At 39.3% G+C, this 13,872-nt stretch carries 13 protein-coding genes; 2 read left to right on the top strand and 11 right to left on the bottom strand.

What is annotated here, in order from left to right; all coding sequences use genetic code 11:
• Position 1: 1 nt before the first annotated feature.
• The 4 genes from TOL5_RS05765 to fahA are packed head-to-tail and all read right to left on the bottom strand — an operon-like array spanning position 2 to position 3,200.
• Positions 2-706: a CoA transferase subunit A gene (locus TOL5_RS05765; protein WP_121774300.1), complete on the bottom strand. Its 705-nt coding sequence runs from the start codon at positions 704-706 to the stop codon at positions 2-4.
• Positions 707-711: 5 nt separating this feature from the next.
• Positions 712-1,257, bottom strand: a complete 546-nt coding sequence (locus TOL5_RS05770) for a VOC family protein (protein WP_005032987.1) — start codon at positions 1,255-1,257, stop codon at positions 712-714.
• Between the two features lie 19 nt (positions 1,258-1,276).
• Positions 1,277-1,909, bottom strand: coding sequence for a maleylacetoacetate isomerase (gene maiA / locus TOL5_RS05775; protein WP_121774301.1), 633 nt, complete (start codon positions 1,907-1,909; stop codon positions 1,277-1,279).
• Positions 1,896-3,200 (bottom strand): fumarylacetoacetase, encoded by a 1,305-nt coding sequence (fahA, locus tag TOL5_RS05780; RefSeq protein ID WP_121774302.1) that lies wholly within the window; start codon positions 3,198-3,200, stop codon positions 1,896-1,898. Before fahA ends, maiA begins: the two co-directional genes overlap by 14 nt.
• A gap of 351 nt (positions 3,201-3,551) precedes the next feature.
• Between fahA and TOL5_RS05785 the strand changes: the two genes are divergently transcribed.
• Positions 3,552-4,940: an amino acid permease gene (locus tag TOL5_RS05785; RefSeq protein WP_005032980.1), complete on the top strand. Its 1,389-nt coding sequence runs from the start codon at positions 3,552-3,554 to the stop codon at positions 4,938-4,940.
• 80 nt (positions 4,941-5,020) lie between these two features.
• On the opposite strand, the gene TOL5_RS05790 is transcribed toward TOL5_RS05785, so the two are convergent.
• The 5 genes from TOL5_RS05790 to carA all read right to left on the bottom strand — a co-directional run bounded on the left by TOL5_RS05790 (position 5,021) and on the right by carA (position 12,073).
• Positions 5,021-5,650, bottom strand: a complete 630-nt coding sequence (locus TOL5_RS05790; protein ID WP_121774303.1) for a CatB-related O-acetyltransferase — start codon at positions 5,648-5,650, stop codon at positions 5,021-5,023.
• Positions 5,651-5,816: 166 nt separating this feature from the next.
• Positions 5,817-6,701 carry a class I SAM-dependent methyltransferase gene (locus TOL5_RS05795; protein WP_121774304.1) on the bottom strand — a complete coding sequence of 295 codons (885 nt, stop codon included), beginning with the start codon at positions 6,699-6,701 and terminating at the stop codon, positions 5,817-5,819.
• A 400-nt stretch (positions 6,702-7,101) separates the two neighbouring features.
• Positions 7,102-7,578: a transcription elongation factor GreA gene (gene greA / locus TOL5_RS05800; protein WP_004829465.1), complete on the bottom strand. Its 477-nt coding sequence runs from the start codon at positions 7,576-7,578 to the stop codon at positions 7,102-7,104.
• A 92-nt stretch (positions 7,579-7,670) separates the two neighbouring features.
• Positions 7,671-10,904 (bottom strand): carbamoyl-phosphate synthase large subunit, encoded by a 3,234-nt coding sequence (gene carB, locus TOL5_RS05805; RefSeq protein ID WP_009586339.1) that lies wholly within the window; start codon positions 10,902-10,904, stop codon positions 7,671-7,673.
• 14 nt (positions 10,905-10,918) lie between these two features.
• Positions 10,919-12,073 carry a glutamine-hydrolyzing carbamoyl-phosphate synthase small subunit gene (gene carA, locus TOL5_RS05810; RefSeq protein WP_009586352.1) on the bottom strand — a complete coding sequence of 385 codons (1,155 nt, stop codon included), beginning with the start codon at positions 12,071-12,073 and terminating at the stop codon, positions 10,919-10,921.
• Positions 12,074-12,392: 319 nt separating this feature from the next.
• Between carA and TOL5_RS05815 the strand changes: the two genes are divergently transcribed.
• A complete protein-coding gene (locus TOL5_RS05815; RefSeq protein WP_042090056.1) occupies positions 12,393-12,857 on the top strand; it encodes a hypothetical protein in 465 nt (154 codons plus the stop codon).
• A gap of 94 nt (positions 12,858-12,951) precedes the next feature.
• Here TOL5_RS05815 and TOL5_RS05820 read toward each other — a convergent pair whose 3' ends face one another.
• Together TOL5_RS05820 and yhbY are read right to left on the bottom strand one after the other, a co-directional pair.
• The gene (locus TOL5_RS05820) at positions 12,952-13,491 is read right to left on the bottom strand and encodes a DOMON-like domain-containing protein (protein ID WP_004829461.1); all 540 of its coding nucleotides are present in this window, start codon (positions 13,489-13,491) and stop codon (positions 12,952-12,954) included.
• Positions 13,492-13,502: 11 nt separating this feature from the next.
• The gene (gene yhbY, locus TOL5_RS05825) at positions 13,503-13,826 is read right to left on the bottom strand and encodes a ribosome assembly RNA-binding protein YhbY (protein ID WP_004829460.1); all 324 of its coding nucleotides are present in this window, start codon (positions 13,824-13,826) and stop codon (positions 13,503-13,505) included.
• Positions 13,827-13,872 lie beyond the last annotated feature (46 nt).

Genomic DNA, 13,872 nt, shown 5'->3' on the forward strand with positions numbered 1-13,872 from the left:
CTTATACTGCAACTTTTAATGTACGTTGTTCGATACGCTTTTCAGGCTGAGCATTGAGTACAATGGCATTGACATAGATTCCTGCTAAATGAATGTCATCAGGATCAATTTCACCAAGTTCAACAATATGCTCAACTTCAACAATCGTATAACGACCTGCCATTGCACACTCAGGATTGAAATTACGTGCAGTTTTTCGGAATACCAGATTACCAGCTTTGTCCGCTTTATAAGCTTTGATTAATGCAATATCTGCACAAAGTGAAGTCTCTAGGAGAAAAGACTGACCATTAAACTCACGAAGCTCTTTACCTTCAGCAATACTGGTACCAACACCAGTTGCAGTATAGAACGCTGGGATTCCAGCTCCGCCTGCACGAAGTTTTTCTGCCAATGTGCCTTGAGGTGTCAATTCAACTTCAAGTTCACCATTTAAAAACTGTCGTTCAAATACTTTATTTTCCCCAACGTAGGATGAAATCATTTTTTTGATTTGTTTAGACTGCAATAACAGCCCTAAACCATAATCATCCACGCCTGCATTATTACTGATGCAGGTTAGTTGCTTTACTCCACTTTGTTTAAGCGCATTGATCAAAGCTTCAGGAATACCACAAAGTCCGAATCCGCCCACAGCAATGGTTTGTCCATCTTGCACGATACCTTGCAGGGCTGCTTCGGCACTCGTTGATACTTTATTGACCATAATGATTACCCTAACTCAGCTTCATGTAAGAAATGCGTATGTTGAGGTGCGCGTTTGGTTCTGCTCCATTCATCCAGCATATCGACCTTCATTTCTTCAGTAATTTTTGAAATTTTCGCATCGGCATGAACATCGTTATATGTTAGTTCTAAACGATGTCCATTCGGATCAAAGAAGTAAATCGAGTGGAATATCCCATGATTGGTAATACCGAGCACTTTGACACCATTGGCTTCAAGATGCGATTTTGCAGAAAGAAGTGCATCTAAGTCTTCAACTTCAAATGCGATGTGTTGAACCCATTGAGGCGTATTTTCATCGCGTCCCATTTCTGGTTGAGTCGGTAATTCAAAAAACGCCAACACATTGCCTTGACCTGCATCAAGGAATAAATGCATATAAGGATCAAATGCTTTAGTTGATGGAACATGGTCTTCTGCAAAAGCCAAAATAAACTCCATGTTGAGCATTTTTTTATACCATTCCACTGTTTCTTTGGCGTCTTTACAACGATAAGCCACGTGATGAATTTTTTTAATTGCAAAGCTCATGATAAAACTCCTTTTTTGTTTATTCCCAATCTGGTTGTTGTTCTGGGGTCGCCTTTAAGAATGCAGGCAGGCTTAGGCAGTGTTGATCAATGGATTGAATCTTTGGAAAGTCGCTTAGATCAACATTGAAACGTTTGGCGTTATACACTTGAGGAATCAAACAACAATCTGCAAATGTGGCTTGAGTGCCGAAGCAGAATTGACCATTTGAATCTTTTAATTGCATCTCTAAGCTTTTAAAACCTTCAATAATCCAGTGTTGGTACCATTGATTTTTCTGTTCATCATTTACAGCGAGTTCATGTTTTAAATATTTCAGCACTCTGAGATTATCTAAGGGATGAATATCACAGGCGATGGTTTGTGAAAAAGCACGGATTTTGGCGCGCTCAACAAGATCTGTAGGTAATAAAGGAAGTGATGGGTAACGTTCTTCCAAATATTCCAAAATATTGAGTGACTGTATAAAAGACTGATCTTGATCAATCAAACTTGGTACAAGCTGGCTGGGATTGAGTGCGATGTAGCTTTCTTGTTGTTGCTCATTTTTGAGCAAATGGACAGGCTGTATGACATAATCCAATTGCTTGAGGTTTAAAGCGATCCGAACTCGATAAGCCGCAGAGCTACGAAAATAACTATACAGTTTCATCACACAATTCCTTGTGTTGCTTAAAGCTAAACTGTTTGGCTGGTAAAATCGTATTTGCCACCTGACCAAAGCCCACTCGAATAGCACCTTTTTCAGCATAGCCTTTCATTACTACACGGTCGCCATCTTCAAGGAAGCCGCGCTTTTCACCATTGGATAAGGTGAGGGGTTTGGTGGTGTTCCAAGTAAGTTCGAGTAGGCTTCCATAAGAATTTTCTGTAGGACCTGAAATTGTGCCAGAACCCATTAAATCTCCAACTTGAACATTACAACCTGAAATGGTGTGGTGAGTCAGCTGTTGCGCCATCGACCAGTACATGTATTTAAAGTTGGTTTGACAAATCACTTCACTTTGCTGTGATTGTGAGCTTTGTAGTTCCACACTGAGATGAATATCAAAACTGTTGGGAGTATGTTCTTTTAAATAATCTAATGGCTCTGGCAGTTGTTGCGGACCTTTGACTTTAAAGGGTTCTAAGGCTTGCATCGTTACCACCCAAGGTGAAATTGCACTGGCAAAGGTCTTGGCATTAAATGGACCTAAGGGCACATATTCCCATTGTTGAATATCACGTGCAGACCAATCATTCAGCAAGACCATGCCAAAAATATGATCCCACGCATCTTCAATTGCAATCGGTTCACCCAACTCAGTTGTCTTACCTACGATAAAAGCTGTTTCGAGTTCAAAGTCGAGTTTACGGGTTGCCGAAAAGAGAGGGCGTTCTTCATGAGGAAGTTTAATTTGACCAGAAGGGCGGACAATCTCCTTACCGCTAACAACCACAGAACTGGCACGACCATTATAACCCACAGGTAGCTCACTCCAATTTGGAAGCAAGGCATTTTTAGGATCTCTAAACATAGTTCCTACATTGGTTGCATGTTCTTTAGAGGAGTAGAAATCCGTATAGCCAGAGATTTGTACTGGTAAATGTAAGGTGACTGTATTTTGTTTGAATAATACTTTTTGGCGTAATTCTGGATGATCACGAAGGGTTGGATTGTCTGCAGAAAGCAAGTCTTGTAGGGTTTGGCGAATGTAATGCCAATTTTTTTTACCTGTTTCGATAAATTTATTCAGGCTGCTTTGATTAAAACACTGAGTTTTGCAATTTGGAAGTAATCCTAATGTTTCTAAAGCAGCGAGGTCGATTACCCAATCACCAATCGCGACACCGACACGTTTATCTCCCTGAGCGGTTTCACTAAAAATGCCATAAGGTAAATTATGAATGCTGAAATCAGATTGAGGTGCGATCTCAAGAAAGGTTGTTAAATGTTGTGTCATGGTGCGCTTTCCTTGTCTCTTATGAATGAGAACTTATTTCGTTTTCTCTTTTTCCACTCAAGCTTATGAAAAACAAATAAATATTATTGTTTTTATCCGTCTTCATTATGCTGACTAGTCCAGAATGATCTACATGATGATTTCTATCATACTGAAAATTAATAATTACACAATACATAATTTAATTACATAATTCATAATAATTGTTATTTGTTGAAATTTCTGCTTATATGCGCAGTTATGAGAAAAGTAAATCAATTATTTTTCGATTAGATATAGGCATTTTTGATTAACTTATGATATACGTAATTTTGAATATAAAAATTACGCGACAAGGATGAGAATAATCATATGTCAGAACACGAGCAAGGAAACCTGAAACATGGTTTAAGCAATCGCCATATTCAGTTGATTGCACTGGGTGGTGCAATTGGTACTGGATTGTTCCTCGGGATCTCGCAGTCGATCAAGCTTGCGGGACCTTCGGTGATCCTCGGTTATGCGATTGCAGGGCTGATTGCGTTTCTTATGATGCGACAGTTAGGTGAGATGGTGGTGCAAGAGCCAGTCAGTGGCTCATTCAGCCATTTTGCTTATAAGTACTGGGGCTCATTTGCAGGGTTTATGTCAGGCTGGAACTATTGGGTACTCAATGTTCTGGTTTGTATGGCTGAACTCAGTGCAATTGGTTTATATATCCAATATTGGTGGCCTGAAATCCCAACATGGATTTCAGCATTGGCGTTTTTTATTTTAATTAACGGCATTAATCTTTTGCATGTAAAATTTTTTGGTGAAATGGAGTTTTGGTTCTCCATCGTCAAAATTTTGGCAATCTTGGCGATGATTGGCTTTGGTTCCTATTTACTTGCAACGGGTACAGCAGGACCACAAGCAAGTATTACCAATCTCTGGGCATTGGGCGGTTTCTTCCCATTTGGTGTTGAAGGGTTGATCATGGCAATGGCAGTGATTATTTTTGCTTTTGGCGGTATTGAATTATTTGGAATCACTGCCGCAGAAGCGAGAGATCCTGATAAAACTTTGCCTAAGGCTGTGAATCAAATTATTTATCGTATTTTGATTTTTTATATCGCAACACTGTTTATTTTGTTTGCCTTGTTCCCTTGGAACAAAATGGCGGAAGGTGGAAGCCCTTTTGTTATGGTCTTTGCTTCGCTGGATAGTCAAGGCGTAGCGACTCTGTTGAACTTCGTGATTCTTACTGCAGCAGTTTCGGTATATAACGGAACGAGCTATTGTAGCAGCCGTATGTTATTGGGTTTGGCTCAACAGGGCAATGCACCGAAATTCCTTAAACATATCAATAAACGTGGCATCCCAACCAATGCAGTGCTTGTTTCTGCATTTGTCACTGTTTTATGTGTATTGTTGAATTATGCATTTCCAGAAAAAGCATTTGGTTTGTTAATGATGCTCGTGGTTGCCGCAATTGTGATTAACTGGGTGGTGATTTCATGGACACATCTAAAATTCCGTAAAGCTATGCTAGCGCAAGGGCAAACCACCAAATTCCCTAGTATTGCTTATCCATTCAGTAATTATCTGTGCATGATTTTTATGTTCGGTATTCTTGTTGTGATGTCATTTACCCCTGATATGCGCATCGCCGTAATGATGATTCCTGCTTGGATATTGTGTTTGATGTTTGCCTACTATCTAAAACAAAAAAAGTTAAAGAATGCGCATCGCAATGTAGCTTTAAATTCAGATCTATAAGCAACAATTGGTTAAATCTTATAAAAAGGGTTAAATGAAAATTTAACCCTTTTTTGTTTTGATAAGATTGAGCCTACATTTTACTCATTGGTTTGATTTTTTAAGAATTGTATTAGTTGAAGTAGATCATCAGTCTGTAATTGCGCTCGCATTTTCAATATTTGCTTTTCATCAAGTTCATAAAGCCTTAGGGAGAGTAGTTGTGCAATCTCTTGCTCAGTAAAGCGATATTTAATGAGCTTCGCAGGTACACCGCCCACAATTGCATACGGTGGGACATCTTGGGTGACTACTGCACCTGTTGCAACAACAGCACCTTCACCGAGTTTTACGCCTTGCATGATCATGGCACGACTCCCAATCCAACAACCATCCGCAATGACTGTATCCCCGGCAGGTAAAAAACTACGGGTATCAAAAGGAAATGTTGAGATCCAGTCAGGGCGGTGTAACTGATTCCCTCCCATCATGATTACGGATTCAGCACCAAAACAAACGAAGTTACCGATATACAATTGGTCAATCGGCTTTTCGGTAGTGGATGCTTTGTCATGTAAATAACGCACTACACAACGCTCAAAACCTTGATCCCAATACGCTGAGTAATAGGAGTAATTACCTTTTATATGAATGTTTGGATTTTTAACAGTTTTGGAAATAAATTCAAATTCACACCAGTGTTTTACTGGTGAATTTATCGAGTTAGGCATTCTAAAGGTTGCTTGATGTGCGGAGAGTGTTGTGACTATTTTATATGAGCTTTATAGGATTGAGCTATATAAATTCAATAAAATAGCCTAAGTAAACCAACATCATTTCCATGTTCTATCTTTAAAAAGTGAGAAATATTTGAATGATATTTCAGCTTGGTTTGTTTTAAATAAGTTTTAAATGAAGCAAATGCGAGCCATGCGTATGACGAATATGATCTGCACGATGGTTAAAATAGCGCTCAGTGATCTGTTGACCTGATAAATCTTCCAAGACTTGATATCCCATTTTGATCACTGCCTGATGTAAAGCATCTGAACCAAAAGCACCGATCAAAGGTTCTTTAAGAAATTGAGTAAATTGAGTTAAAGCAAACGCACCAAACCGTTCTATACCTTGTAATTCTCTATAATCAATCGAGTAGTCCATAACCACTTCACTTTGTTTATGTGCAATGGATGCAATATTTTTCAAAGTGGCTAATGTGGTTTGCGGTGTTAAATAATGCGTTGTGCCTAACCAAGAGAAAAAAGCAGGGTGTTTAGATTGGAAACCACTTCGGGTTAAAACTTCAGAAAGCTTTTCTTTTTCAAAATCAATGCTGACAAATTCAACATTTTCAGGCAATTGTTGGGATGTAGAAATCTTCTTTAACTTCTGTATTTTGGTCTTCTGTGTATCAGGATGATCAACTTCGAATATTTTAAGTAGCGGATATTGAGCTGCTAAACGTAAAACAAATGAGTCTAAGCCTGCACCGACCAAGACATATTGATGGATTTGATGGTTCTCAATTGCATGTTGTAAAAGATCTTCACAATATCGTGAACGACCAACCACTTGCCCAGTCAATTTACCAAAGGTTTGATTCATCAACTTTGAATTAAGTGTTTTGCAAAACAAGGCGTTATTCAGTAATACCCGCCAACGGCTATTGGTCATTGCTAAAGCGTACGGATCTGAAAATACAGGATCGCTAGCGTTTAAATGGTGGTTGGCACGCAGAGCAGCCGCTGCTTCTGCTGTGCGACTTACACGCCCAGCTTTCATATTGTTCCTCAAGAAATTTTTATTTTCCATCAATCTAATGCAAATAGATTATTTAACAATGGCAATAAATTTTGACAAGGTGGTGATAATTGCTATTTTTAAGGCATCTGATCTTTACCAGTATAGTCAATTTGTTAAAAACTCATCCAGCAAAATATAATTTATCCTGAGTGAAAAGATTAAAAAATTAGAATATGTAATTGAAAAATATATATTTTATTTTTTTGTTTTAGCTCTAAAGTGTAAAATGATTTGCACAAGCGATGCCTCCTTAACAATTGCATATGATGGGTTATTTTTTTTCAGGTTGTTTGAATTATTGTTGTTGTAGAATCAAATATTATTCTCGAAAAGAAAAAAGGGCTGAATAATCAGCCCTCAATATGATGAGTAGTTTTACTTAGATATACTCAACACTGACCACTTCATATTCGACTTCGCCTTGAGGCGTGACGATTTTTACTTCATCGCCTTCATTTTTACCTAAAAGACCACGTGCGATAGGAGAGTTCACTGAGATTTTATTAATTTTAAAATCTGCTTCATCATCACCTACAATCTTATAGGTTTTCTTTTCTTCAGTATCTAAGTTTTCAATCGTAACTGTTACACCAAAAACAACACGACCTGTTTGCTCAAGTTCTTTTACATCGATCACTTGGCAAGCACCGAGTTTACCTTCAATGTCTTGGATACGACCTTCACAGAAACCTTGTTGTTCACGTGCTGCGTGGTATTCTGCGTTTTCTTTTAAATCCCCATGTTCACGAGCTTCTGCAATTGCAGCAGTAATACGTGGACGATCAACAGATTTCAACTGTTGTAATTCTTTCTCTAAGGCAACCTTGCCTTCGGGAGTCATAGGATAACGTTGCATTGTTGTCCCTCAGTTTCGTATTTAAAAAAATACTGGTTTAGAAATGAAAAAAGCCCGCCACCGATAAGGTGACGGGACTTATCGGAAACGAATTAACCTAGTGTTTGCAAATCTTGCAAGCGATATACATCCATTGGCAATTGAATTGCTAAAGCTTGGCATACAGCATCAGCACCATTCAAGGTTGTTGTGTAATACACTTTACCTTGGAGTGCAGAGCGACGGATTGAGAATGAATCCTGCTGAGCTTGTTTGCCTTCAGTGGTATTGATAATGAGGTGAATCTCGCCATTTTTCAAGCGGTCAACAATATTAGGACGACCTTCTGTGACTTTGTTCACACGTTCACATTCAATACCAGCGTCTTTAATGACATCATAAGTACCGCCAGTTGCGATAATTTTGAAGCCTAAATCCACCAATTGTTTCGCAATACCAGGTGCACGAGGTTTGTCTGAATCACGTACTGAAATAAATACATGTTTCACTTCACCTTCAGTTGGCTTTCCTGGTAAACGATCATTAGAGCCTAACACAGCTTTGTAGAAAGCTTCACCAAAAGTTTTACCCACACCCATAACTTCACCAGTAGATTTCATCTCTGGTCCAAGAATTGGATCAACACCTGGGAATTTATTGAATGGGAATACTGCTTCTTTTACTGCAAAATGAGTTGGGATAATTTCTTTTGTGAATCCTTGAGATTCTAAAGATTGACCAGCCATACAACGTGCAGCAACTTTTGCTAACGATTCACCAATACATTTCGATACAAATGGTACTGTACGAGATGCACGTGGGTTAACTTCAAGAATATAAACATCGTTGCCTTTTACAGCAAATTGAACGTTCATCAAACCAATAACGCCAAGCTCTTTCGCCATAGCCACTGTTTGACGACGCATTTCATCCTGAATCTCTTGTGAAAGAGAGTAAGGTGGAATCGAACATGCTGAGTCACCAGAGTGAATACCTGCTTGTTCGATGTGTTGCATAATTCCACCAATCACAACATCTTTACCGTCAGATACGCAGTCAACATCAACTTCTGTCGCATCATCAAGGAAGTGATCGAGTAATACAGGTGCTTCGTTAGATGCTTGAACCGCATCACGTAAGTAGCGCTTAAGTTCATCGTCATTGTAGACGATTTCCATTGCACGACCACCAAGCACATAAGAAGGACGTACTACCAATGGATAACCCACTTTAGATGCTTCAGCCATACCTTCTTCAGCAGATTTTACAATGCTGTTGCTTGGTTGGCGAAGATTCAAACGTTGAATCATTTGTTGGAAACGTTCACGGTCTTCTGCACGATCAATTGCATCAGGAGATGTACCAATAATTGGAGCCCCAGCTTCTTCCAAAGCACGTGCCAATTTCAATGGTGTTTGACCGCCATACTGCACAATGATGCCTTTTGGCTTTTCAGTACGCACGATTTCAAGTACGTCTTCCAGTGTGATTGGTTCGAAGTACAAACGGTCAGAAGTATCATAGTCTGTTGAAACAGTTTCTGGGTTACAGTTGACCATGATGGTTTCATAACCATCTTCACGCATAGCAAGCGCAGCATGTACACAGCAGTAATCGAACTCAATACCTTGACCAATTCGGTTAGGACCACCACCGATGACCATAATCTTGTCTTTGCTAGACGGATTAGATTCACATTCTTCATCATAAGTTGAATACATATAGGCTGTATCTGATTCAAACTCAGCAGCACAGGTATCAACACGTTTGTAAACTGGATATACACCCAAGTTCCAACGATGCTTACGGAATTGCTTTTGCGAAATACCCATTAAGTTTGCGATACGCAAATCAGATAAACCTTTACGCTTAAATGAACGGATATTGTCAGCGTTTAAGTCACCAAAACCTAAAGTTTTAATTTGTTCTTCAGTCTTGATGATGTCTTCGATTTGGATCAAGAACCAACGATCAATATTGGTTGCAGCGAAAACTTCTTCTAGAGTAAAGCCATGACGGAAGGCATCAGCAACATACCAAATACGATCTGGACCAGGTACTTTAAGCTCAACTAAGATTTTATCTTTTGCGCCTTCTGTACCCACAGCGATTTGTTCATCGAAACCACAAGTACCGACTTCAAGACCACGTAATGCTTTCTGTACAGACTCTTGGAAGTTACGACCAATCGCCATCACTTCGCCCACCGACTTCATTTGTGTTGTCAATGTTGCGTCAGCTTGTGGGAATTTCTCGAAATTGAAACGAGGAATTTTAGTCACTACATAGTCAATTGCAGGCTCGAATGATGCAGGTGTAGTACCGCCAGTGATGTCATTTTTCAATTCATCAAGGGTATAACCGACTGCAAGTTTCGCTGCAATTTTTGCAATAGGGAAACCTGTTGCTTTAGATGCAAGAGCCGAAGAGCGAGATACACGAGGGTTCATCTCGATCACGACCATACGACCGTCTTTCGGATTAATACCGAATTGAACGTTTGAACCGCCGGTTTCTACACCAATTTCACGAAGTACCGCTAAAGACGCATTACGGAGTAATTGGAACTCTTTATCAGTCAGTGTTTGTGCAGGCGCAACAGTGATTGAGTCACCTGTATGGACACCCATTGGATCAAAGTTTTCAATGGTACAGACAATGATACAGTTGTCGTTTTTGTCACGAACAACTTCCATCTCGTATTCTTTCCAACCAATCAATGATTCATCGATCAACAATTGTTTAGTTGGCGAAAGATCGAAACCACGCTCACAAATTTCAATAAATTCTTCTTTGTTGTAAGCGATACCACCACCTGAACCACCCATCGTAAATGATGGACGAATGATGACAGGGAAACCAAAACGCGCTTGAATTTCAAGTGCATGTTCCATGCTTTCAGCAACATCGGCACGAGGACATTCTAAACCGATCTTACGCATAGCAATGTCGAACAATTTACGGTCTTCAGCTTTTTCAATCGCTTCTTTGGTTGCACCGATTAATTCAACATTATATTTTTTTAAGATACCGTTGGCATCAAGTGCAAGTGCACAGTTCAATGCCGTTTGACCACCCATAGTTGGAAGAACAGCATCTGGGCGTTCTTTCTCAATGATCGCAGCTACAGTCTGCCACGTAATCGGTTCAATATACGTTGCATCTGCCATTGTTGGATCAGTCATAATGGTGGCTGGGTTAGAGTTCACCAAAATAACACGATAGCCTTCTTCACGAAGGGCTTTACATGCTTGTGCACCTGAGTAATCGAACTCACATGCTTGTCCGATGACAATCGGACCCGCACCAATAATTAAGATGCTTTTAATGTCTGTACGTTTAGCCATGGTCGCTTCCTTAATTACTTCTTAGATGCTTCAATAAGTTCGATGAAATGATCGAACAATGGGGCACAGTCATGTGGACCAGGGCTTGCTTCAGGGTGACCTTGGAAGCTAAACGCAGGTTTATCTGTACGATGAATCCCTTGTAGAGTTTGATCGAATAAAGATTTGTGCGTTGCTTTAAGATTTGCAGGTAAAGTTTCTGCATCTACAGCGAAGCCATGGTTTTGAGAAGTAATCATCACTGTACCGTGGTATTGACTTTGGTCATCAATGTTTTGTACAGGATGGTTTGCACCATGGTGACCATGTGGCATTTTTACTGTTTTAGCACCAGATGCTAAAGCAAGAATTTGGTGACCTAAACAAATACCAAATACAGGCAGGTTTGTAGTTTCAACAATAGTCTTCACAGCTTCAATCGCATAATCACATGCTGCTGGATCGCCAGGACCATTTGAAAGGAACACACCATCTGGATTAAGTGCGAGCACTTTTTCAGCAGGGGTTTGAGCAGGAACCACAGTCAACTTACAACCGCGATCTACAAGCATACGTAAGATGTTGGTTTTGACACCATAATCGTATGCAACTACATGAAATTTAGTTTCAGGTTGAGAGAAGCCTTTGCCTAATGTCCATGAACCTTCAGTCCATTCAAAACCTTCAGGATCGCAACATTCTTTAGCAAGGTCTAAACCGTTTAAGCCACCAAAGGCACGTGCTTGAGCAATTGCTTCTTCTTCAGTGATGTTTTCACCTGCAAGAATACAACCGTTCTGTGCACCTTTGTCACGTAAGATTCGTGTTAATTTTCGTGTATCAATATCAGCAATGGCAACGACGTTATGTTGTTTTAAATATTCGCCAAGAGATTGATTTGCGCGGAAATTGCTGTGTAATAAAGGAAGGTCACGAATGATGAGACCATTCGCCCAGACTTTATGAATTCGACCTGATTCAGTGTCTTCTTCATTACAACCAGTATTACCGATATGAGGATAAGTTAAAGTTACAAGTTGCTGTGCATAACTTGGATCAGTCAAAATTTCTTGATAACCAGTCATGGCAGTGTTAAAAACGACTTCACCAGTCGTACTTCCCGTAGCGCCGATCGATGTACCTTTAAAAACAGTACCGTCAGCAAGGGCTAAAATGGCGGGGGTGCTCAAACCATAGCTCCTGAACTAAAACCACAAAAATAGGGCTGTAAAAAAGCGAGTAGACGAAAAAAAAGGAAGGCTAATTAAATCCTACCCTCCTCATGTCTGCTCGCTTATAACTTAACAGCGCATTATACGCATGAACTGATTAAAAGTCCATTTTATTTAGGTGGATATTGTGAGATAAATGCCTTGCTATTTTTTACTAGTTCTGCTTTTCATATGAATTTTTTGAAATTGTAAGTATTTAATAATTGTCAGACAAATCAAAATCTAAAATTTATTTCTTCACGCTATCTTATTGTTTCGTATTCCAGGGGGAATCAATATGACGATATCTAAAGAAAGTGTGACTGAAAAAGTAACAAAAGATACAGCAGCTTTGAAAGAGGTTGTAGCTGAAACTACGGAAAATTTAGAGAAACTGGGCAAAGATGCGCAGCAAAAAGTCTCTCAAGCTGTGGCGGATACTCAGAAAAAACTGGAAGCTGAAACAGAGCAACTGAATGAACAGGTTCAAGATCAAGTCCAAAACTTCAAACAAGATTTGGTACAACGTCTTGATGTAATCAAAACCCAATTTTCTACTTCACAAAAAGACTTGGTTGAATTAGCTGATTTCTTAAAATCGGAATTAAGCCTTTTGGTGAAAGAGTTGACTGAAGTAGGTAAAGAAATTCGTGAAGATGTTTCACAAATTTCCTCTAAACATAAAGTTCAGCTCACTGAAACACTAAAACGTTCTAAAGAGCATACGTTGGAAGTTTGGCATAAAGTTACGACAAAGCAATAAGTTGTTGTTTGGGCTGTATATAAACAACTATACCTAAATAAAAAGTGAGGCAAATGCCTCACTTTTTATTTAAAAGACAATTCAACAGTGACGATTAAAAGGTATGTAACCAGTCGCGTTTATTGTGAAAGTCAGCTTGCTGTCCGCTATGCTGCATGGCGAAGAAGTGTTGACCTTGTGTGGTATTCAAAACAGCACTGAGTCCTATAAATAGATCAGACCACTTGAGTTTATGTGCAAGCATAAACTCAGTCAGATCTAAACTCACATTTAATCCATAATGTGTACGCTTAAGCTGATTTAATTCAATATCGTATGCAACTACAGGAGGCATATTCTCAGGATAGCGATATTCTTCAAATTGATAGGCTTGCCAAGCTTGAGAAGGGGAGAGGTTAACTTCTCGATATTGATCTTCGCCCTGCACGCCAATAAAAATTTCAAAACAGGTATTTTCCCAAAGAAAATCTTGACGCGGATGTGCTGTAACAGGTTCAGGGTATACAATAAATTGATTGGGATCTCTTAACCAATAACCTACATTTAAGGTGTAGGGATTGACCTGCTCAATCGCACCCACTAAAGAGATACTTTGAAAACGACGATCAAAAGCATTCAGTTCGTAACTTGCCATGAAAATAAATCTTAATTAGAAAGATGAGCGTGACGAACCAAATTAGAGAGTTTTTGATTTTGTTTGGCTGCTTTTTTGTAAAGCAAAGCAATTTTACCGATGGTTTGCACCACTTCTGCGCCAGTTGTTTCAGCTATTTCAGTGATGGTTGCTGTGCGTGCTTCGCGATCTTCGCCCGCAATTTTAACTTTAATTAACTCATGATCATTTAAAGCACGGTTTAATTCTTCAACGACACTTTCAGTCAAGCCTTTATCACCAAGCATTACAACTGGATTTAATGCATGTCCGATTTGACGTAAACGTTTACGTTCTTGGATAGATAGAGTCGCCATAAAAAATAACCTGATTTTAAAAACGACTTAGTATAACAAAAGCCAT

The sequence above is a fragment of the Acinetobacter sp. Tol 5 genome (assembly GCF_019702905.1).
GTDB classification, from domain to species: domain Bacteria; phylum Pseudomonadota; class Gammaproteobacteria; order Pseudomonadales; family Moraxellaceae; genus Acinetobacter; species Acinetobacter bereziniae.

Bases quoted from the DNA above. Each gene is read 5' to 3' on its own strand.
- TOL5_RS05765 (WP_121774300.1), bottom strand. From the start codon at position 706: ATGGTCAATAAAGTATCAACGAGTGCCGAAGCAGCCCTGCAAGGTATC.
- TOL5_RS05770 (WP_005032987.1), bottom strand. From the start codon at position 1,257: ATGAGCTTTGCAATTAAAAAAATTCATCACGTGGCTTATCGTTGTAAA.
- maiA (WP_121774301.1), bottom strand. From the start codon at position 1,909: ATGAAACTGTATAGTTATTTTCGTAGCTCTGCGGCTTATCGAGTTCGG.
- fahA (WP_121774302.1), bottom strand. From the start codon at position 3,200: ATGACACAACATTTAACAACCTTTCTTGAGATCGCACCTCAATCTGAT.
- TOL5_RS05785 (WP_005032980.1), top strand. From the start codon at position 3,552: ATGTCAGAACACGAGCAAGGAAACCTGAAACATGGTTTAAGCAATCGC.
- TOL5_RS05790 (WP_121774303.1), bottom strand. From the start codon at position 5,650: ATGCCTAACTCGATAAATTCACCAGTAAAACACTGGTGTGAATTTGAA.
- TOL5_RS05795 (WP_121774304.1), bottom strand. From the start codon at position 6,701: ATGAAAGCTGGGCGTGTAAGTCGCACAGCAGAAGCAGCGGCTGCTCTG.
- greA (WP_004829465.1), bottom strand. From the start codon at position 7,578: ATGCAACGTTATCCTATGACTCCCGAAGGCAAGGTTGCCTTAGAGAAA.
- carB (WP_009586339.1), bottom strand. From the start codon at position 10,904: ATGGCTAAACGTACAGACATTAAAAGCATCTTAATTATTGGTGCGGGT.
- TOL5_RS05815 (WP_042090056.1), top strand. From the start codon at position 12,393: ATGACGATATCTAAAGAAAGTGTGACTGAAAAAGTAACAAAAGATACA.
- TOL5_RS05820 (WP_004829461.1), bottom strand. From the start codon at position 13,491: ATGGCAAGTTACGAACTGAATGCTTTTGATCGTCGTTTTCAAAGTATC.
- yhbY (WP_004829460.1), bottom strand. From the start codon at position 13,826: ATGGCGACTCTATCTATCCAAGAACGTAAACGTTTACGTCAAATCGGA.